The sequence below is a fragment of the Kitasatospora sp. MAP5-34 genome, assembly GCF_029894335.1.
Classification (GTDB): Bacteria; Actinomycetota; Actinomycetes; order Streptomycetales; family Streptomycetaceae; genus Kitasatospora.
In genome coordinates this window covers 39,990-57,703 of the sequence record NZ_JARXZC010000013.1, presented here as the reverse complement: position 1 = coordinate 57,703, position 17,714 = coordinate 39,990, and the positions used below count along the sequence as shown (strand labels likewise).

The window sequence follows — 17,714 nt, the reverse complement described above, 5'->3', positions numbered from 1 at the left end:
TGCGGCCGGTCGGCCCTGGTCGGCTCCGCTCGGCCGGTCAGCTCCGGACGACCGGAGTGCCGGTCAACTCGACTCCTGCCGCCGCCAGTTCGGCCAGCGCGGCCTCGGTGGTCGCGGCGGCCACCCCGGCGGTGAGGTCGAGCAGCACGCGGGTGGTGAACCCCTCGCGGGCGGCGTCCAGCGCGGTGGCCCGGACGCAGTGGTCGGTGGCGATGCCGACCACGTCCACCTCGGTGACGTCCCGGGCGCGCAGCCAGCCGGCCATCGACTCGCCGTTCTCGTCGGTGCCCTCGAAGCCGCTGTAGGCGGCGGAGTACGCGCCCTTGTCGAAGACCGCCTCGATGGCGCCGGTGGTGACGGACGGGGCGAAGTTCGGGTGGAAGCCGACGCCCTCGGTACCCGCGACGCAGTGGGCCGGCCAGGAGGCGACGTAGTCCGGTTCGGCCGAGAAGTGCCCGCCCGGGTCGATGTGGTGGTCCCGGGTGGCGAGGATGTGGGCGTACCCGGCGGCGGACTCGGCGATCAGGTCGGTGATCGCGGCGGCGACCTCGGCGCCGCCGGCGACGGCGAGGCTGCCGCCCTCGCAGAAGTCGTTCTGCACGTCGACGACGATGAGTGCCCGGTGCATGGGGTGTGTCCTTGGTCGTAGCGGTGGGTGGGAGGGGCGGGGGTTGGTGGTGGCAACTCTAGGGAGTGACGCGCGTAGGCGGAAGGGGCCGGGCGGCTACCGGTTCAGGCGGGAACCCCTTCGGTGGCGGCGATCCGGAGTTCGGTGCCGAGCACCGGCTCGCCCTTGGAGAGCTGGGTGGCCGACAGCGGCAGGGCGGCCCGCGCCCGCAGGTGCCGCTCGCGCGCCGCGCTGAGCGGCTCGCGCCCGACCACCTCGCCCCCGCTGATCAGCGGCACGTGCAGCAGGTGCGGCACCAGCTCCTCCGGCACCGGTCCGGTGCCGACCACCTCGGCCTCGGCGACGCCGTCCGCGTCGAGCGGGCGGGCGGCCCACTTCCGGCCGCCCACACTGGACTTGGCCCCCGCCGAGCGCTTGGCGACCGGCAGCAGCGACCCGTCGGGCGCGGTGGCCCGGGCGACCAGCTTGTAGACCATCGCGCAGGTCGGGTGGCCGCTGCCGGTGACCAGGCTGGTGCCGACCCCGTACCCGTCGACCGGGGCTGCGGCGAGCGCGGCGATGGCGTACTCGTCCAGGTCCGAGGTGACGATGATCCGGGTCTTGTCGGCCCCGAGGTCGTCCAGCTGCCGGCGGACGCGGTGGGCGAGGAGGGTGAGGTCGCCGGAGTCGATCCGGACGGCGCCCAGTGTCGGGCCCGCCACCTCGACGGCGGTACGGACGGCCTCGGCGAGGTCGTAGGTGTCGATCAGCAAGGTGGTGCCCCGGCCCATCGAGTCGATCTGGGCGGTGAAGGCGTCCCGCTCGGTGTCGTGCACCAGGGTGAAGGCGTGTGCGGCCGTACCTCGGGTCGGGATGCCGTGGGTGAAGCCGGCCTCCAGGTCGGAGGTGGCGGCGAAGCCCGCGATGTACGCCGCGCGGGCGGCCGCCACGGCGGCGCCCTCGTGGGCCCGGCGGGCGCCCATCTCGATGCAGGGGCGCTCCCCGGCCGCGCTGGTCATCCGGGAGGCGGCGGCGGCGATCGCCGAGTCGTGGTTGAGGATCGACAGGATGACCGTCTCCAGGATCACCGCCTCGGCGAAGCTGCCCTCGACCGTCAGCAGCGGCGAACCGGGGAAGTAGACCTCGCCCTCGGCATAGCCGTGGATGTCGCCGGTGAAGCGGTAGTCGGCCAGGAAGCGCAGCGTGTCCTCGTCGACCACGTGCTGGTCGGCCAGCCAGTCCAGCTGCGGCGTGGTGAAGCGGAAGTCCTCGACCGCGTCCAGCACCCGTCCGGTCCCGGCGACCACGCCGTAACGGCGGCCGTTCGGCAGCCGTCGGGTGAAGACCTCGAAGACCGAGCGGCGGTGCGCGGCGCCGCTGCGCAGCGCGGCCTGCAGCATGGTGAGCTCGTAACGGTCGGTGAGCAGCGCGGTCGAACGGCGCGCGGTGGTGGCGTCCATGGGGATGATGCTACTACCACTTAGCGTCAGAGTGACGATTTCTTCTGGGGATCCGCCCGGAGTGTTGTCAGGTCGCTCTCCGGGCGTCGCCGGGCCGGTCCGGACCCGGATTGGCTCGCAGGTCGCCCGGATGGAAGCATGAGAGACGGAATCCGTGCCCAGCGAGGAGTGTCAGCCGTGAGTGTCGCGCCCGTGGAGATCGAGCGCCCGGAGGTCGAAGGCCTTCCGGTGGTGGAGCCGGACACACCCTGGGTGACCATCGTGCACAACGATGCGGTCAACCTGATGAGTTACGTTCAGTACGTCTTCCAGGCCTACTTCGGCTACCCGAAGGAGAAGGCCAGGACGCTGATGATGGAGGTGCACTCCAAGGGGCGCGCCGTGGTCTCCAGCGGATCGCGCGAGGAGATGGAGCGGGACGTCCAGGCGATGCACGGCTACGGGCTGTGGGCGACGCTCCAGCACGACTGAGACGTGACGACTGAGACCTGACGGCTGAGACCTGACGACTGCCGGACCCGGCGACCGCGGGACCGAAGTACCAATCGACGAAGACGGGCTGACTGAGACTCATGGCTGGGTTGTTCGAGAGCGCCGGCGGCGGCAGTGCGGCGATCGCACTGGACGAGCTGGAGGCGTCCATCCTGCGCTCGCTCGAGGTGCAGATGCTGGAGCTGATCGGGCCGGGCCCGGGGGCGGAGAGTGACGACCCGTTGGCCGCGCTGTTCGCGGAGGGGCCGAGCGAGGCGCCCAGCGACCCCGCGCTGGCCCGGCTCTTCCCGGACGCGTACGGCGAGCCGGGGGAGGCGGTGGACCCGCAGACCAAGGAGCTGGCGAGTGAGTTCCGCCGCTACACCGAGCTGGACCTGCGGGCGCGCAAGCGCGACGACGCGCTGAGCGTGATCCGGGCGCTGGACGAGCTGGGCGGGGAGGGTGGGGCGCTGAAGGTGGCGCCCGGCGACTGCCTGCGCTGGCTCGGCGCGCTGAACGACCTCCGGCTGACGCTCGGCGCGCGCCTGGAGATCACCGAGGAGGACGAGGAGGGCCTGTACGGCCTGCCCGACAGCGACCCGCGCAAGCCCCTGGTCATGGCGTACCTGTGGCTCGGCGGGATGCAGGAGTCGCTGATCGAGGCGATGACGGACTAAAGGTCCAACCACCGGCCCCTGTCCAGCATGTGGGCAGGGGTCGGGGCGTTTCCGGCATATCGCCCTAACCCCCACATGACATGCTCAAATAACGCTCAGATGCATGCCGCTGACCGGTTACAGCGTGGTACGACTTCCTCACCCCACGACTGCGAGGACGGTGCCCATGGCCGATCAGATGTACGACGAGGTGGTCGAGACCACGCCGGACGACGAGGGCTACGCCCGGGGTCTGGGCAGCCGCCAGATCCAGATGATCGCGATCGGCGGCGCCATCGGCACCGGCCTCTTCCTCGGCGCGGGCACCGCGATCTCCAAGGCCGGCCCCAGCCTGATCCTCAGCTACGCGGTGGCCGGCGTGGTGATCTTCGCGATCATGCGGGCACTGGGCGAACTGCTCACCTACCGACCGGTCACCGGCAGCTTCGCCGAGTACGCCCGCGAGTTCCTCGGCCCGTTCGCGGGCTTCGTGACCGGCTGGACGTACTGGCTGTTCTGGGTCGTCACCGGAATGGCCGAGACCACCGCCGCCGCCGTGTACGTCAAATACTGGGCGCCCGGCATCCCGCAGTGGCTCAGCGCGCTGGTGTTCCTGGTGATCCTCTACGCCGCCAACCTGATCTCGGTGAAGCTCTTCGGCGAGATCGAGTTCTGGTTCTCGATGGTCAAGGTGACCGCGATCCTCGGCATGATCCTGATCGGCATCGGCGTGCTGACGCTGGGCTTCAGCAAGGCCGGTGACACCGCCTCCGTCACCCACCTCTGGCAGGACGGCGGGTTCTTCCCCAAGGGCATCGGCTCGACCCTGATGACCCTTCAGATCGTGATGTTCGCCTACCTCGGCGTCGAACTGGTCGGCGTCACGGCGGGGGAGAGCGAGAACCCCGCGAAGACCCTGCCCCGGGCCATCAACACCCTGCCGCTGCGCATCGTGCTGTTCTACATCGGCTCGCTGACGATCATCCTCTGCCTCGTCCCGTGGACGGAGTTCAAGCCCGGGGTCAGCCCGTTCGTGGCCGCCTTCGGCAAGATCGGCATCCCGGCGGCGGCCGGCATCATCAACTTCGTGGTGCTCACCGCCGCGCTCTCCTCCTGCAACTCGGGCATGTACTCCACCGGCCGGATGCTCCGCGACCTGGCGCTGCGCGGCCAGGCGCCCGGCAGCGTGACCAAGTTGAACCGGCACCAGAGCCCGGCCCTGGCGATCACCGTCTCCGCGCTGCTGATGGGCGTCGGCGTGCTGCTCAACTACGTCGCCCCCGGCAAGGCGTTCACGTACGTCACCTCGGTCGCCACCGTCTGCGGCATCTGGACCTGGGCGATCATCCTGATCTGCCAGCTCCGTTACCGCGCCGCCTGGCGCGCCGGGCACCTTCCGGCGCCGACCTTCAAGGCCCCCGGCGGCCCCTGGGTCAGCTGGGCCGCGCTCGCCTTCCTCGGGCTGGTCGTCGTGCTGATCGCCTTCGACCCCGACAACCGGATCTCGCTGTACGTCTTCCCGGTCTGGGCCGTGCTGCTGGTGATCGGCTTCCAGGTGCTCAAGCGCCGCCGGCCGGAGGCCGTCCACGGTGTGGCCCACGACCACCTGCGCGCGAAGTCCGGCCACTGAACCGGGCCACCGCCGGAGCCACTCCTCGGGCGGGCGGCGGCCCGTGGCTATCCTGACCGCATGCTGACCATCACCCGAGAGTTGCACGACGCGATCGTCGCCCACGCCCGTGCCGACCACCCGGACGAAGCCTGCGGCATGGTCGCGGGACCGGCGGGCACCGGCCGCCCCGAGCGGTTCATCCCGATGCTCAACGCGGCCCGCTCGCCGACCTTTTACGAGTTCGACTCCGGTGACCTGCTGAAGCTCTACCGCGAGTTGGACGACCGTGACGAGGAGCCGGTGATCGTCTACCACTCGCACACCGCGACCGAGGCGTACCCCTCGCGCACCGACGTCAGCTACGCCTCCGAGCCGTTCGCGCACTACGTCCTGGTCTCCACGGCGGAGGGGACGGGCCCGGAGGACGCCTTCCAGTTCCGCTCGTACCGAATCGTGGACGGCGAGATCACCGAGGAAGACGTCGAGGTCGTCGAGGCGTACCAGCCCTGATCAGAGCGGGTGTCCGCAGGGCCGCCGACCGCCCGAGCGGCGGTCGGCGGGCCCGCTGATCCCACTGGGGGAGACAGATCCATCCGGATGGCGAGACATAGATGTCGGGGCGGGGGCGGGAATCTATACGATGAGCCCATGCGTTCCGTCGATGTGAGCACTCAGGCCCCAGGCAACCGCCTCGTGGCGCGCCTGCACATTGACCTGTGCCGGCTCGCCGGTGCCAGCTGTCCCGGCACCGCCGGCGCCCGCTGAACCTCGGCGTCGCCCGCCCGCCCCCTCACCGGGGACCGCTCTTCCTCCCGAGCCGCGCCCTGCGGCCACCCGAAACCACTCCACAGGAGCGCAGTCATGGCCATCGAGGTCCGCATCCCGACGATCCTCCGTACCTACACCGACGGCCAGAAGGCCGTCGAGGGTACCGGCAGCAACCTTGAGGAACTCTTCGCCGACCTCGACGTCCGCCACCCGGGCATCGCCGCCCGCCTGCTGGACGCCGGCGAGCTGCGCCGCTTCGTCAACGTCTACCTGAACGACGAGGACGTCCGCTTCCTGAACGGCGTCACCACCGCCCTGGCCGACGGCGACAGCGTCACCATCCTCCCGGCAGTGGCCGGCGGTTCGGTCTAAGCCCCGCTCCTCCTCACCCGCTGCAACCCGCCGCACCCTCAGCCGGAGGCTCCCTTGCGTTACGACAGCCCGCTCGACGCCGTCGGCAACACGCCGCTGGTACGGCTGCCGCGGATCTCGGCCGCCATCCCCGGGAACACGGACGGGCTGGTGAGCCTCTGGGCCAAGCTGGAGGACCGCAACCCGACCGGCTCGATCAAGGACCGTCCGGCCCTGCACATGATCGAGCGGGCCGAGGCGGCCGGGCGGCTCACCCCCGGCTGCACCATCCTGGAGCCGACCAGCGGCAACACCGGCATCTCGCTCGCCATGGCGGCCAAGCTCAAGGGCTACCGGATGGTCTGCGTCATGCCGGAGAACACCAGCGAGGAGCGCCGCGAACTGCTCCGGATGTGGGGCGCGGAGATCATCCCCTCACCCGCCGCCGGCGGCTCCAACACGGCGGTCCGGATCGCCAAGGAGATCGCGGCCGAGCACCCCGACTGGGTGATGCTCTACCAGTACGGCAACCCGGACAACGCCGGCGCCCACTACGCCACCACCGGCCCGGAGATCCTCGCCGACCTCCCGACCGTCACCCACTTCGTGGCCGGGCTCGGCACCACCGGCACCCTGATGGGCGTCGGCCGCTACCTGCGCGAGAAGGTCCCCGGCGTCCGGATCGTCGCCGCCGAGCCGCGCTACGACGACCTGGTGTACGGGCTGCGCAACCTCGACGAGGGCTTCGTCCCCGAGCTGTACGACGCCGAGGTGCTCACCACCCGCTTCTCCGTCGGCTCGGCGGACGCGGTGCTCCGCACCCGCGAACTCCTCCAGCAGGAGGGCATCTTCGCGGGGGTCTCCACCGGTGCGATCCTGCACGCCGCGATCGGGGCCGGCCGCAAGGCCGCGCAGGCGGGCGAGCGCGCGGACGTGGTCTTCGTGGTCGCGGACGGCGGCTGGAAGTACCTCTCCACCGGCATCTACACCGCCGCCACGACCGAGGAAGCCGTCGAGGCCCTCCAGGGCCAGCTCTGGGCCTGAGGCTTTACCGAGTGGGCAACCACGAACAGGGGCGCGAGAAACTGCGCGAAACCGGAAGGCACCGACCCGCAGCTTCCGATCTCGCGCAGTTCCTCGCGCCCCCAGGTAGTACGGGCTACCGCAGCTCGCGCTGAGCTCGCGCCCAGGTCCCTTCGTCCAGCGGCCCGACCCTCCGACGGAAGTCGGCGAGCGGTACCTCGCGCAGCTCGTCCGTCTCCAGCCAGCTGGTCCGGCCCTGCCGGTCGCCGACCGAGCCGGGCGGGAGGGCGAGCACGCCGGGCCGTTCGGCGTGGTGCTTGCTGGTGATCTTGACGACGGTCGCGGTACGTCCGTTCACCCGCAACACCAGGCAGGGCCGGTCCTTCGCCCCCGGGCCGTCCTCGAACGGGACCTCGGCCCACCAGACCTCCCGGGCGGCCGGGCCGCGTCCGGTCGGGCGCGGGCGGTCCGGTCCGGCCGGTGGCCGGGCGGGCTGTTCCGGCCGGGTCCGGCTGCGCAGCGCCGCCGCCGCCAGGGCGATGGCCACCACGAGCCCCGCCGCCAACCAGCCCCAGCCGCCGTGCACTCCGCCGCCGTGCATCCCGCCGCCGTACATTCCGCTCTCCTTGGGCCGAGCCACTCGTACGCCAGACCGTACCGGCCGCCGCCGGAGGCCGTGACACCGACCGTCACTGTGACGAAATCGGGGATTTGTCCGTTCCGTGCTACTGGTTCGTCACGGAACGACCACCGGGTCCGTACCGCGCCGAGGGCCGTTGCCGGGCGGTCGAAGCTGAGCTGGAAAACCGAGTGCAGCTTCGGAACCCTCCCTCAAGGCGGCCCAGATGAGCCCTCGCAGCAACGAGCTTTGGTCCTACGCCGAGATCGCCCGTCACATCAACGTCCAGCCCGAGACGGTGCGCAACTACCGTCGGCACGGCCTGCTGCCCGACCCCGATCTGACGGACTCCGCCGGCCACCCCCGCTGGTACCCCGACACCATCCGCGCCTGGGCCCGCAAGCGTCCCGGCCACCGCTGACCCGCCGCCACCGACCGGGTGGCACCGCGCCCCCGCCTCCGCCTCGTTCTGGTGATTCCAGCCACAGCACGGCACGGAGACGGGGGCAAAGTGCTTCTCCGCCCTTACTCTCGTCTCGCGGACACAGCGCTATCGACAGGTAGTGCGGACAGGCGCGTCATGAAGTGCCGTGCCACGTAACGGCACGGCATGACCAGGCACGGATCCAGAACCCGGCGAGGCGGAGGGCACGGCATGAAGCTGACCGTGGTGGGATGCTCGGGGAGCTTCCCGTCCGTCGACTCGCCCTGCTCCAGTTATCTGGTCGAGGCGGACGGCTTCCGCGTGGTGCTGGACCTCGGCAACGGCGCGCTCGGCGCGCTGCAGAACTACTGCGGGCTGTACGAGGTCGACGCGATCCTGCTCAGCCACCTGCACGCCGACCACTGCATCGACCTGTGCGCGTACTGGGTCGCCCGCAACTACCGGCTGGAGGGCTGCCCGGACCCGCTCCCGGTCTACGGACCGCACGGCACCCCCGAACGCCTGGCCCGCGCCTACGACATGCCCGAGGATCCGGGGATGAAGGAGGTCTTCGACTTCCGCACCCTGACCGAGGGCACCTTCGACCTCGGACCGCTGCGGATCACCGCCGTCCCGGTCAACCACCCCGTCGAGGCGTACGCGTTCCGGGTCGAGCACGGCGGCCGGAGCTTCGTCTACTCCGGCGACACCGGCGAGAGCCCCGAACTCGTCGAACTCGCGCGCGGCACCGACCTGTTCCTCTGCGAGGCCGCCTACACCCACGGCCGCGAGACGTACCAGGACGTCCACCTCAACGGCCGCCAGGCCGGCGAGCACGCCGCCGCCGCCGGGGTCGGCCGCCTGGTGCTCACCCACATCCCGCCGTGGACGGACGCCGAGTACAACCGCGTGGACGCCGCCACCAGGTACCCCGGACCGGTCGAGCTCGCCCACCCGGGCGCGGTCTACGAGCTTTAGACCGACCGGTCGGAGCGTCAGTTCGCGCGATGCGGTGAGGCGTTGGCGACCGCCGGACGGCCTCCGAGGGCCGGTGTCGTCCTGGATGGTGAAACCCGCGTCCGCATGCTGACACGCACCCGAGCCGCCCCCTGACGCACCCCGAGCCACTCCCGAACGCGCCTCGGCCCCGCCGTACCGCCGGGTGAGTGCGGTGCGGCGGGGCCGAGGTGGTACGGCGGGAGGCGTCAGGCCTTGGTGACGTCCTCGAGTTCCTCGTCGGACTCGCGACCGGGGGTCTTGAGGTCGAACTTGGTGATCGCGAAGCGGAAGACCACGTAGTAGATCACGCCGAACACCAGGCCGATCGGGATGATCAGCCAGGGCTTGGTGGCGAAGTGCCAGTTGAAGACGTAGTCGATGGCACCGGCGGAGAAGGTGAAGCCGTCGTGCACGCCGAGCGCCCAGGTGACGACCATCGAGGCAGCGGTGAGCAGCGCGTGGACGGCGTAGAGCAGCGGCGCGATGAAGAGGAAGGCGAACTCGATCGGCTCGGTGATGCCGGTCATGAACGAGGTCAGGGCCAGCGACATCATCATGCCCAGGACGGCCTTGCGGCGCTCCGGGCGGGCGCAGTGCGCGATGGCGAGCGCGGCGGCCGGGAGGCCGAACATCATCACCGGGAAGAAGCCGGACATGAACTGGCCGGCGGTCGGGTCGCCCGCGAAGAAGCGGTTCAGGTCGCCTTGGACGACCTTGCCGGTCGCGTCGTGGAAGGTGCCGGCCTGCTGCCAGAAGAAGGTGTTCGCGAACTGGTGCATGCCGATCGGCAGCAGGCCGCGGTTGATCAGACCGAAGATGCCGGAGCCGATCGCGCCGAGGCCGATCGCCCAGTTGCTGAAGCTGTCGAGCGCCGAGCCGACCGGGCCCCAGGCCAGGCCGAAGAGGATGCCCGCGATGGTGCCGACGAAGGCCATCATGAGCGGGACGAGGCGGCGGCCGTTGAAGAAGCCGAGCCAGTCGACCAGCTTGGTGCGGTGGTACTTCTGCCAGAGCACGGCGCTGAGCAGACCGATCACGACGCCGCCGAGGACGCCCGGGTTCTGCGGCTTGCCGGCCGGGAGCGCGGCGGTCACGGTGCCGTGCATCGGGAAGACCGTGAGCACGTTGTGGAAGACCAGGTAGCCCACGAGCGCGGCGAGTGCGGTGGAGCCGTCGGCCTTCTTGGCGAAGCCGATGGCGATACCGACGCAGAACAGCAGCGGCAGGTTGTCGAAGACCGCTCCGCCGGCCGCGGCGAAGGTGGCGACCAGCTTGGCCGGGAGGTGCAGCTTCTCCTGGACGTCGGACTGGCCCAGGCGCAGCAGGATGCCCGCTGCCGGGAGGACCGCGATCGGGAGCTGGAGGCTGCGGCCGATCTTCTGCAGCCCCTGGACGAGGTTCTGCCCGAACTGCCTGACAGGGCTGGGCGAGGGGGCCGCAGCGGGCGCCGATGCCTGCGCAGTCGTACTCATGGGGGTGGTTCCTAACGGCAGGGCGGGTCGGTCGGGGGAGGAGCGTCGGGGGCCGAACCGCAAACTGGTCTACACCACTAGTGGTGTAGACCAGTTTTCTAGCATGCGCCGAGAAGGGGGGGAACCCCTGAAAGGCGTGCACGTAGGAACGCTATGAAATCGAAACCTTGTCGCGGATCAAATGATCTTGGCCGCCTGTTGTGATCGCCCTCTTTTGGAGAGTTGCGCAACAAAAGAGGACGTCAGTCCTTGGTGATGTCCTGAACTCCTCGTCGGACTCGCGACCAGGGGTCGGCAGGTTGAACCTATGATCACGGCAGGGCCATTGGTCATTTCCGGGCGGGCCGAAGGCCCTCGGGCGAGTGGGTCCGAGGGCCTCCAGGGGTTTATCGGGAGGGAATCCGATTCAGACTTTGGTGACGTCCTCGATCTCGTCGTCGTCCTCGCGGCCGGGCGTCTTGAGGTCGAATCTGACGATGATGAACCGGAACAGCGTGTAGTAGACGACGGCGAAGCAGAGGCCGATCGGGATGATCAACCACGGCTTGGTCGCCAGCTCCCAGTTGATCAGGTAATCGATCAGACCGGCCGAGAAGCTGAACCCGTCGTGCACCCCGAGCGCCCACGTCACCGCCATCGACACACCGGTCAGCACGGCGTGCACCCCGTACAGCGCCGGGGCGAGGTACGCGAAGGAGTACTCGATCGGTTCGGTCACGCCGGTCACGAAGGAGGTCAGCGCGACCGAGGTCATCAGGCCGTAGATCTCCTTGCGGCGGTGCGGCTTGGCGGAGCGCGCGATGGCCATCGCGGCTGCGGGCAGCGCGAACATCATGATCGGGAAGAAGCCCGAGGTGAACTGGCCGGCCGTCGGGTCGTGCGCCAGGAAGCGGGGAATGTCGCCGTGCACGACCGTGCCGTCCGGCTTGGTGAAGTCGCCGAACTGGAACCAGACGAAGGTGTTCAGCAACTGGTGCATGCCGATCAGCAGCAGCGAGCGGTTGGCCAGGCCGAAGATGCCCGAACCCCACGCCCCGAGATCGGAGAGCCACCTGCTGAACGAGGTCAGACCGTCGCCGATCGGCGGCCAGACCCAGAGGCAGACACAGGCGAACAGCAGGCCCAGCAGAGCCGTGATCATCGGCACCAGGCGGCGGCCGTTGAAGAAGCCCAGCCAGTCGACCAGCTTCACGCGGTGGAACCGGACCCAGAGCCAGGCGGTCATCAGCCCGATCAGGATCCCGCCCAGCACACCGGGGTTCTGGTAGGTCGCACTCACGGCGGTCTTCGCGGCGTAGTCGACGCACTGGTTGCCGGCCGGCGTGCTTCCCGCCTTGCAGCTCTGCGGAAACGCCTGCAGCACCTGGTAGTAGACGACGAAGCCGACGACGGCGGCGAGCGCGGTGGAACCGTCCGACTTCTTCGCCATGCCGATCGCCACACCGATGCAGAACAGCAGCGGCAGACCCACGGCGGAGTCCAGCAGAGCGCCTCCGGCGGCTGCGAAGACCTTGGCGACGTTCGTCCAGCCGAGGCCGTCCCGGCCGAAGACGTCGCCCTGGCCGAGCCGGTTGAGAATGCCCGCCGCCGGGAGCACCGCCACCGGCAGCTGCAGGCTGCGCCCCATCTTCTGCAGGCCACCGTAGAAGGAGTGCCACCACACGGTCTGCGGTACCGCAGCGCCTGCCGAGCTCATCTTCGCCCTCCGGGTCCCGTCCGCCGGTCCGACTGCCAGGGACCCCGGGCGCAGGAACCCCGGGGGCCGTTCCCGCGTTGTGCGGAGTGCGCCTAATATTGGTGTAGACCACTTGGGCGGAGTCGGCTGTGCCGGGTCCAGGGTCCTGCTGATTGTCATCCTGCGGTGAAGATCAGCAGCGCGCGCGCCGAAGTGGGCCAAAAGTGGACTGACGTGGCAGGCAGGTTGAACTCGGGTGATGCTTGTCGCGCTGTTGTACAGCGCGGCACCTGAGCCCGCGTCATCTCGCCCCCGACCCCCGGGCCGGGGCACCCCGCAGCCACCACAGCACCGAGCAAGGACGGCACCCGGCAGAGCAGCCGGCGCGCCGAGACAGAGGGAGAAAGACATGGCCTCCAAGGCTGAGAAGATCGTCGCCGGTCTCGGCGGAATCGAGAACATCGAAGAGGTCGAGGGCTGCATCACCCGCCTCCGCACCGAGGTCATCGACCCCTCCAAGGTCGACGAAGCCGCACTGAAGGCCGCCGGCGCCCACGGTGTCGTCAAGATGGGCACCGCGATCCAGGTCGTCATCGGCACCGACGCCGACCCGATCGCCGCCGACATCGAGGACATGATGTGAGCTGACCCCCCCGGTCACTCCCGTACGGCCCACCCCCCGGTGGGCCGTACGCGTTGGACCCGGCGGGCCGTACGCGTTGGAGGGGTACCCCGCCGACCGACTACGCTCGGACGCTATGTCACGCATCGACGGCCGCACCCCCGACCAGCTCCGCCCCATCACCATCGAACGAGGCTGGAGCAAGCACGCCGAAGGCTCCGTCCTGGTCTCCTACGGCGACACCAAGGTGCTCTGCACCGCCAGCGTCACCGAAGGCGTCCCGCGCTGGCGCAAGGGCAGCGGCGAAGGCTGGGTCACCGCCGAGTACGCCATGCTCCCCCGCGCCACCAACACCCGGGGCGACCGCGAATCCGTCCGCGGCAAGATCGGCGGCCGCACCCACGAGATCAGCCGCCTGATCGGCCGCTCGCTGCGCGCCGTCATCGACCACCGCGCCCTCGCCGAGAACACCATCGTCCTCGACTGCGACGTCCTCCAGGCCGACGGCGGCACCCGCACCGCCGCCATCACCGGCGCCTACGTCGCCCTCGTCGACGCCGTCTCCTGGGCCCGCGAGAAGAAGATCCTGCGCGCCAAGGGCCAGCCCATCACCAGCGGCGTCAGCGCCGTCAGCGTCGGCATCATCGACGGCGTCCCGATGCTCGACCTCAAGTACGAGGAGGACGTCCGCGCCGACACCGACATGAACATCGTCTGCACCTCCGACGGCCGCTTCGTCGAGGTCCAGGGCACCGCCGAGGCAGCCCCCTTCGACCGCGCCCTCCTCGACCAGCTGCTCGACCTCGGCACCCTCGGCTGCGCCGAACTCGACGAGATCCAGCGCAAGGTCCTCGAAGGCTGACACCTTTCGGCCGGACCACAGTCCGCCGCAAGGTCTGAACGAGTGCCAGGTGCTACGGGCTCCGGGTGCGGACGCTGTACAGGCGGCCCCCGGAGCCCGTACCGTTCCGCTCAGATGTCCGCTCGGACCTCCGCCACGGGAACCGGCGAGCCCCCGCCGTCCGTCTTCCCCACCGGACCAGCCCCCGCGCCTTCACCGGAGGACCCTCGATGCCGCACAGCATCAACCGCTCCACCACCCTCGCCGTGGTCGCGCTCATCCTCCTCCTGCCACTCAGCGCGGTGAGCTGCTCGGCCGCCCAGAAGGCCATCGACTGCGGCAACACCTCCGTCCGGATCACCGGCGACATCGCCGGCGCGGGCAGCGCCTTCAGCAACGCCGACAAGGACCCGGGGCCCGCCGGCCAGGCCCTCCAGAAGCTGAAGAAGGACCTCGACCAGGTCGGCCGCAACTCCAGCGACACCAACGTCGGCAAGGCCGTCACCGACCTGCAGAACCAGGTCGACAAGGCGCAGCAGGCGGTCGACGCCAAGCGGGCCCCCGACCTCCAGCCGCTGGCCGACGCCGCCGCCACGCTCAGCAAGGTCTGCACCGGCTGACCGCCTCAGTAGGCTGATCGGCATGACTACCCGACGCCTCGTCCTCGCCACCCGGAACCAGCACAAGGTCGCGGAGCTGCGCGCCATCCTCGGCGACGGCGCCTTCGACCTCGTCGGGGCCGACGCGTACCCCGAGATCCCGGACGTCCCCGAGACCGGGGTCACCTTCGCCGAGAACGCCCTCCTCAAGGCGCACGCCCTGGCCCGCGCCACCGGCCTGCCGGCCGTCGCGGACGACTCCGGCCTCTGCGTGGACGTCCTGAACGGCGCGCCGGGCATCTTCTCCGCCCGCTGGGCCGGCAAGCACGGCGACGACCGCGCCAACCTGGAACTCCTGCTCGCCCAGCTCTCCGACATCGGCCCCGAGCACCGCAGCGCCCACTTCGCCTGCGCCGCCGCCTTCGCCCTCCCCGACGGCACCGAGCGCGTGGTCGAGGGCCGCCTCCTCGGCACCCTCCGCACCACCCCCAGCGGCGACGGCGGCTTCGGCTACGACCCGATCCTCCAGCCGCTGGGGGACACCCGCACCTGCGCGGAGCTGACGGCCGACGAGAAGAACGCCATCAGCCACCGGGGCCAGGCCTTCCGGGCGCTGGCGCCGCTGGTCCGCGAGCTGCTGGGCTGAGAAACAGTCAGTTGGCAGACGAAGGCCCGCCTGGAGTGATTTTCCGGGCGGGCCTTCGTTTCTTAGGCAAGTGCGGCCTGAGGGACTTGAACCCTCACGAGGTAACCCTCACAAGCTTCTAAGGCTTGCGTGTCTGCCATTCCACCAAGGCCGCAGGTAGTGCTTCGCGGTCATGCTACTTGGACCGGAAGCGCATCCGCATCTCCCTTCTCACTCGCGTCGAGCTGGGTGACACTGCGGCCACGGTTGCCGCCGCACCACGTGTCCGTGCAGGCATGGCAGTTCGGGCAGAGGAAGCGGAGGTTCTCGCGGCGGTTGTCGAGCCAGTCGCCGTTGACGTGGTCGATCTGGAGGGTGATCGGACCACCCATCCACTCGCCCGGGTTACCGCAGGAGCGGCACTGGTACGCCGTCCCGATGGCTTCGAGGGCTCGGCGGAGTCGAGGATGGGTGAGCCGGGTCGATCCGGGAGGCAGCACCCGAAGGATGTCGATGGTGGGCCTCTGAACCGGCACGCGGGGAGGGAGGTCGGTCGAGCGGCGCGTGAAGTGGGACGTGTCCAGCCCCAGCTTGTGAATGCGGGAGCGGACCTTGCGGTGATTGCCGGAGTTGGGCGGGAGGCCGAACCGCCGCATGACCTGCGCGAAGCTGCTGGACTCGGTGACCGCCGCGCGGAGTGTCGTCTCGTCAAAAGCCAACACGGCGTACGAGACGAAGTGGGAGATATCGAGCTCCAGGCTGCGGATCGCCCGGTGGATCACCTGGCGCGTGCCACTGTCCTCGGTGGCGACGCCAAGCAGCCGGGCCACCTCCCGGACGCTGTGCGCCGCGCCGACGGCGTGGCTGAGCTCCTCCGTGGTGAAGGGGAGCTCAGGGTCGGCGGGCCGGTTCATCAACGGGAAGTGGCTGACGTCGATTTCGGCCCGCGCGATGCGTCGCCGCAGGTGAGAGAGGGTTCCGCTGGCGGGTACGGCGCCCAGCTTCTGCGCGGTTTCCCGGAGGTTCGAGGAGCTCGCGACCGCTGCGGCGATGGCGGCGTCGGAGTACTTCGTCCACGGGCTCGCCTGCTTGAAGTGGCCGGTGTCGAGGCCGAGCCTGCCCACCGCCTTCTGGAGCTGCTTTCGGCGGCCGCCGCTGATTTCGACGCCGAGGTTCCGCATGAGGTCGTTCCAGTTCCGCGCGCGGGCGATCTGTTCGGTGAGGTGTGAGACCTCGTAGATGTCGTCCATCGGTACCCCTCCCGGGCCTTGTATGTGCACCCGTCCCCCCCGCTTATACGAACGAGTGCTGGGAAATAAGGACACGGCGTCTACGGAATATGAGGATGTGATGAGAATCGTGGGCCGCCACTAGCGTCATCTGGTTACCGATTGGTACAGACCTATTGACCTATGTGGTTCAGACCACATAGCTTCGCGCCAAGCTGCAGCGCGGCAGCCGGGGGGTGTTGACCGGGCGTCGGCTGTGGTGTGTCCGACCGCCCCCACTGGCCGCGCGCCCCCACAGCGTGCGCCCGACACTCTCTCCCGGGGGACCGGGTGTTGATCCGATCGAACGCGGCGCAGCGTCCCGCCGCTGCCGACCGCCGCCGCCGCTGCCGCCGGGCTGGCCGGTCTGCTGGTCGCCACGCTGGGGGCGACGCCCTCGCAGGCGTCGGCTGTCGCTCCCGCCGTCGGCAACCAGTTGAGCGCGAGTCCGAGCAGCAGCTCGAGCACCCCGTCCGGGACCTGTACGGCGCCCAGTTGGAGCGCGACCACGGCCTACGCGACCACCGGCACCCAGGCGTCCTGGAGGGGCCACAACTACACCAACAAGTGGTGGACCACGGGCGAGGACCCGACGATCATCGGCGCTTGGGGTGTCCGGAACGACCTCGGTGTCTGCTGATCCGACGGCAGCTCGCTGAGGTGACGAGCGGCGGTGGCGGTGCATCCTGTCGGGGGGTGTGCTGTCACCGCCTTTCCCTTTTCCGGGGAGGCGGAGGTCTGCCGCAGCTCTTGACACTTGCGCGTCACCGGAGTGTCATGGGTCCGGCGCGTTTGATCCTGTTTGGTTCTGATGAATTTTGGGCCGAAGGTGAGGCGTCATCAGACCCCCGGCGCGCGTAGGGCCCGCCGGGCTGTGGGGTCGTCGCCCCCTGGCGGACGGGCCTGGGGGCGACGACGGCTCGCGGTGACGGCCGGTCAGGCCCGTCAAGCGGCCCGTGCTGGTCAGGCCGTGGCGATCTTCAGGTCGCGGAGCAGCTTGGCGACGTGGCCGGTGGCCTTGACGTTGTAGAGGGCGTGCTCGACCTTGCCCTGCTCGTCGACGATGACGGTGGAGCGGATCACGCCGACGTACGTCTTGCCGTAGTTCATCTTCTCGCCCCAGGCGCCGTACGCCTCCAGGACGGCCTTGTCCTCGTCGGCCACCAGCGTGACCTTGAGCGACTCGGTCTCGCGGAACTTGCCGAGCTTCTCGGGCTTGTCCGGGGAGATGCCGATGACGTCGTACCCGGCGCCGCTGAAGACCTCCAGGTTGTCGGTGAAGTCGCAGGCCTGGGTGGTGCAGCCCGGAGTGAGGGCGGCGGGGTAGAAGTAGACGATCACCTTGCGGCCGAGGTGGTCGGCGAGGGACACCTTGTTGCCATCGGCGTCGGGCAGGGTGAAGGCGGGGGCGGTGTCGCCGGCCTTGAGGCGCTCGCTCACGGTGGTTCTTCTCCTCGTGCGTGGACTGGTGGTCGTGCCATCGCAAACCTACCTCTGCCGACTGGGGAGCGTCCGCCGGTAGGGGGCTGGCGTCGCGACGCCCGGGCTGTCGCCTGGACGGCTTCTCCTCAGTCGCCGATGCTCCGCATGGACTCCCTCGTCGGCACCGCCCAGACTCGGCC

At 69.9% G+C, this 17,714-nt stretch carries 21 protein-coding genes and 1 tRNA gene; 14 read left to right on the top strand and 8 right to left on the bottom strand.

Annotation, left to right across the window (positions count from 1 at the left end; all coding sequences use genetic code 11):
• Positions 1–37 precede the first annotated feature (37 nt).
• Together P3T29_RS13800 and P3T29_RS13795 are read right to left on the bottom strand one after the other, a co-directional pair.
• Positions 38–628, bottom strand: coding sequence for an isochorismatase family protein (locus tag P3T29_RS13800; RefSeq protein ID WP_280716700.1), 591 nt, complete (start codon positions 626–628; stop codon positions 38–40).
• Positions 629–732: 104 nt separating this feature from the next.
• On the bottom strand, positions 733–2,067 hold the full coding sequence (locus P3T29_RS13795) for a nicotinate phosphoribosyltransferase (RefSeq protein ID WP_280716699.1): 1,335 nt from the start codon (positions 2,065–2,067) through the stop codon (positions 733–735).
• A 177-nt stretch (positions 2,068–2,244) separates the two neighbouring features.
• Between P3T29_RS13795 and clpS the strand changes: the two genes are divergently transcribed.
• The 7 genes from clpS (at position 2,245) to P3T29_RS13765 (ending at position 6,969) form a co-directional block, all read left to right on the top strand.
• Positions 2,245–2,538 (top strand): ATP-dependent Clp protease adapter ClpS, encoded by a 294-nt coding sequence (gene clpS / locus P3T29_RS13790; protein ID WP_280716698.1) that lies wholly within the window; start codon positions 2,245–2,247, stop codon positions 2,536–2,538.
• A gap of 101 nt (positions 2,539–2,639) precedes the next feature.
• Entirely contained in the window at positions 2,640–3,215 is a 576-nt protein-coding gene (locus tag P3T29_RS13785) for a DUF2017 domain-containing protein (RefSeq protein ID WP_280716697.1), read from the top strand.
• A 166-nt stretch (positions 3,216–3,381) separates the two neighbouring features.
• Entirely contained in the window at positions 3,382–4,824 is a 1,443-nt protein-coding gene (locus tag P3T29_RS13780; RefSeq protein WP_280716696.1) for an amino acid permease, read from the top strand.
• A gap of 60 nt (positions 4,825–4,884) precedes the next feature.
• Entirely contained in the window at positions 4,885–5,316 is a 432-nt protein-coding gene (locus P3T29_RS13775; RefSeq protein WP_280716695.1) for a M67 family metallopeptidase, read from the top strand.
• Between the two features lie 87 nt (positions 5,317–5,403).
• Positions 5,404–5,571 (top strand): putative leader peptide, encoded by a 168-nt coding sequence (locus tag P3T29_RS32695; RefSeq protein WP_348532829.1) that lies wholly within the window; start codon positions 5,404–5,406, stop codon positions 5,569–5,571.
• A 96-nt stretch (positions 5,572–5,667) separates the two neighbouring features.
• Positions 5,668–5,946: a MoaD/ThiS family protein gene (locus P3T29_RS13770; RefSeq protein WP_280716694.1), complete on the top strand. Its 279-nt coding sequence runs from the start codon at positions 5,668–5,670 to the stop codon at positions 5,944–5,946.
• Between the two features lie 54 nt (positions 5,947–6,000).
• Entirely contained in the window at positions 6,001–6,969 is a 969-nt protein-coding gene (locus tag P3T29_RS13765; RefSeq protein ID WP_280716693.1) for a cysteine synthase, read from the top strand.
• A gap of 115 nt (positions 6,970–7,084) precedes the next feature.
• On the opposite strand, the gene P3T29_RS13760 is transcribed toward P3T29_RS13765, so the two are convergent.
• Complete coding sequence (locus tag P3T29_RS13760; protein ID WP_280716692.1) at positions 7,085–7,564, bottom strand: type II toxin-antitoxin system PemK/MazF family toxin; 480 nt, start codon at positions 7,562–7,564, stop codon at positions 7,085–7,087.
• 229 nt (positions 7,565–7,793) lie between these two features.
• Between P3T29_RS13760 and P3T29_RS13755 the strand changes: the two genes are divergently transcribed.
• On the top strand, positions 7,794–7,988 hold the full coding sequence (locus tag P3T29_RS13755) for a MerR family transcriptional regulator (RefSeq protein ID WP_280716691.1): 195 nt from the start codon (positions 7,794–7,796) through the stop codon (positions 7,986–7,988).
• A 234-nt stretch (positions 7,989–8,222) separates the two neighbouring features.
• Positions 8,223–8,969, top strand: coding sequence for an MBL fold metallo-hydrolase (locus P3T29_RS13750; RefSeq protein WP_280716690.1), 747 nt, complete (start codon positions 8,223–8,225; stop codon positions 8,967–8,969).
• Positions 8,970–9,196: 227 nt separating this feature from the next.
• Here P3T29_RS13750 and P3T29_RS13745 read toward each other — a convergent pair whose 3' ends face one another.
• Positions 9,197–10,462, bottom strand: a complete 1,266-nt coding sequence (locus P3T29_RS13745) for a PTS transporter subunit EIIC (protein WP_280716689.1) — start codon at positions 10,460–10,462, stop codon at positions 9,197–9,199.
• Between the two features lie 406 nt (positions 10,463–10,868).
• On the bottom strand, positions 10,869–12,158 hold the full coding sequence (locus tag P3T29_RS13740) for a PTS transporter subunit EIIC (protein ID WP_280716688.1): 1,290 nt from the start codon (positions 12,156–12,158) through the stop codon (positions 10,869–10,871).
• 388 nt (positions 12,159–12,546) lie between these two features.
• Here P3T29_RS13740 and P3T29_RS13735 point away from each other — a divergent pair, with 388 nt between their 5' ends.
• From P3T29_RS13735 to rdgB, 4 genes are all read left to right on the top strand, one after another.
• Complete coding sequence (locus P3T29_RS13735; RefSeq protein ID WP_018517946.1) at positions 12,547–12,780, top strand: PTS glucose/sucrose transporter subunit IIB; 234 nt, start codon at positions 12,547–12,549, stop codon at positions 12,778–12,780.
• A gap of 115 nt (positions 12,781–12,895) precedes the next feature.
• Complete coding sequence (gene rph, locus P3T29_RS13730) at positions 12,896–13,621, top strand: ribonuclease PH (protein ID WP_280716687.1); 726 nt, start codon at positions 12,896–12,898, stop codon at positions 13,619–13,621.
• 209 nt (positions 13,622–13,830) lie between these two features.
• Positions 13,831–14,220 (top strand): hypothetical protein, encoded by a 390-nt coding sequence (locus P3T29_RS13725; RefSeq protein WP_280716686.1) that lies wholly within the window; start codon positions 13,831–13,833, stop codon positions 14,218–14,220.
• 22 nt (positions 14,221–14,242) lie between these two features.
• Positions 14,243–14,845, top strand: a complete 603-nt coding sequence (gene rdgB / locus P3T29_RS13720) for an RdgB/HAM1 family non-canonical purine NTP pyrophosphatase (RefSeq protein WP_280716685.1) — start codon at positions 14,243–14,245, stop codon at positions 14,843–14,845.
• A gap of 71 nt (positions 14,846–14,916) precedes the next feature.
• Here rdgB and P3T29_RS13715 read toward each other — a convergent pair.
• Positions 14,917–14,999 (bottom strand) — tRNA-Leu (locus P3T29_RS13715).
• Between the two features lie 16 nt (positions 15,000–15,015).
• The gene (locus P3T29_RS13710; protein WP_280716684.1) at positions 15,016–16,074 is read right to left on the bottom strand and encodes an HNH endonuclease signature motif containing protein; all 1,059 of its coding nucleotides are present in this window, start codon (positions 16,072–16,074) and stop codon (positions 15,016–15,018) included.
• Between the two features lie 454 nt (positions 16,075–16,528).
• Between P3T29_RS13710 and P3T29_RS13705 the strand changes: the two genes are divergently transcribed.
• Positions 16,529–16,732, top strand: a complete 204-nt coding sequence (locus P3T29_RS13705; protein WP_280716683.1) for a carbohydrate-binding protein — start codon at positions 16,529–16,531, stop codon at positions 16,730–16,732.
• 323 nt (positions 16,733–17,055) lie between these two features.
• On the opposite strand, the gene bcp is transcribed toward P3T29_RS13705, so the two are convergent.
• A complete protein-coding gene (gene bcp, locus P3T29_RS13700; protein ID WP_280716682.1) occupies positions 17,056–17,532 on the bottom strand; it encodes a thioredoxin-dependent thiol peroxidase in 477 nt (158 codons plus the stop codon).
• Positions 17,533–17,714 lie beyond the last annotated feature (182 nt).

Coding starts and splice junctions, on each gene's coding strand:
- P3T29_RS13800 (WP_280716700.1), bottom strand. CDS start 628: ATGCACCGGGCACTCATCGTCGTCGACGTGCAGAACGACTTCTGCGAG.
- P3T29_RS13795 (WP_280716699.1), bottom strand. CDS start 2,067: ATGGACGCCACCACCGCGCGCCGTTCGACCGCGCTGCTCACCGACCGT.
- P3T29_RS13785 (WP_280716697.1), top strand. CDS start 2,640: ATGGCTGGGTTGTTCGAGAGCGCCGGCGGCGGCAGTGCGGCGATCGCA.
- P3T29_RS13780 (WP_280716696.1), top strand. CDS start 3,382: ATGGCCGATCAGATGTACGACGAGGTGGTCGAGACCACGCCGGACGAC.
- P3T29_RS13775 (WP_280716695.1), top strand. CDS start 4,885: ATGCTGACCATCACCCGAGAGTTGCACGACGCGATCGTCGCCCACGCC.
- P3T29_RS32695 (WP_348532829.1), top strand. CDS start 5,404: ATGGCGAGACATAGATGTCGGGGCGGGGGCGGGAATCTATACGATGAG.
- P3T29_RS13770 (WP_280716694.1), top strand. CDS start 5,668: ATGGCCATCGAGGTCCGCATCCCGACGATCCTCCGTACCTACACCGAC.
- P3T29_RS13760 (WP_280716692.1), bottom strand. CDS start 7,564: ATGTACGGCGGCGGGATGCACGGCGGCGGAGTGCACGGCGGCTGGGGC.
- P3T29_RS13755 (WP_280716691.1), top strand. CDS start 7,794: ATGAGCCCTCGCAGCAACGAGCTTTGGTCCTACGCCGAGATCGCCCGT.
- P3T29_RS13750 (WP_280716690.1), top strand. CDS start 8,223: ATGAAGCTGACCGTGGTGGGATGCTCGGGGAGCTTCCCGTCCGTCGAC.
- P3T29_RS13745 (WP_280716689.1), bottom strand. CDS start 10,462: ATGAGTACGACTGCGCAGGCATCGGCGCCCGCTGCGGCCCCCTCGCCC.
- P3T29_RS13740 (WP_280716688.1), bottom strand. CDS start 12,158: ATGAGCTCGGCAGGCGCTGCGGTACCGCAGACCGTGTGGTGGCACTCC.
- P3T29_RS13735 (WP_018517946.1), top strand. CDS start 12,547: ATGGCCTCCAAGGCTGAGAAGATCGTCGCCGGTCTCGGCGGAATCGAG.
- rph (WP_280716687.1), top strand. CDS start 12,896: ATGTCACGCATCGACGGCCGCACCCCCGACCAGCTCCGCCCCATCACC.
- P3T29_RS13725 (WP_280716686.1), top strand. CDS start 13,831: ATGCCGCACAGCATCAACCGCTCCACCACCCTCGCCGTGGTCGCGCTC.
- rdgB (WP_280716685.1), top strand. CDS start 14,243: ATGACTACCCGACGCCTCGTCCTCGCCACCCGGAACCAGCACAAGGTC.
- P3T29_RS13710 (WP_280716684.1), bottom strand. CDS start 16,074: ATGGACGACATCTACGAGGTCTCACACCTCACCGAACAGATCGCCCGC.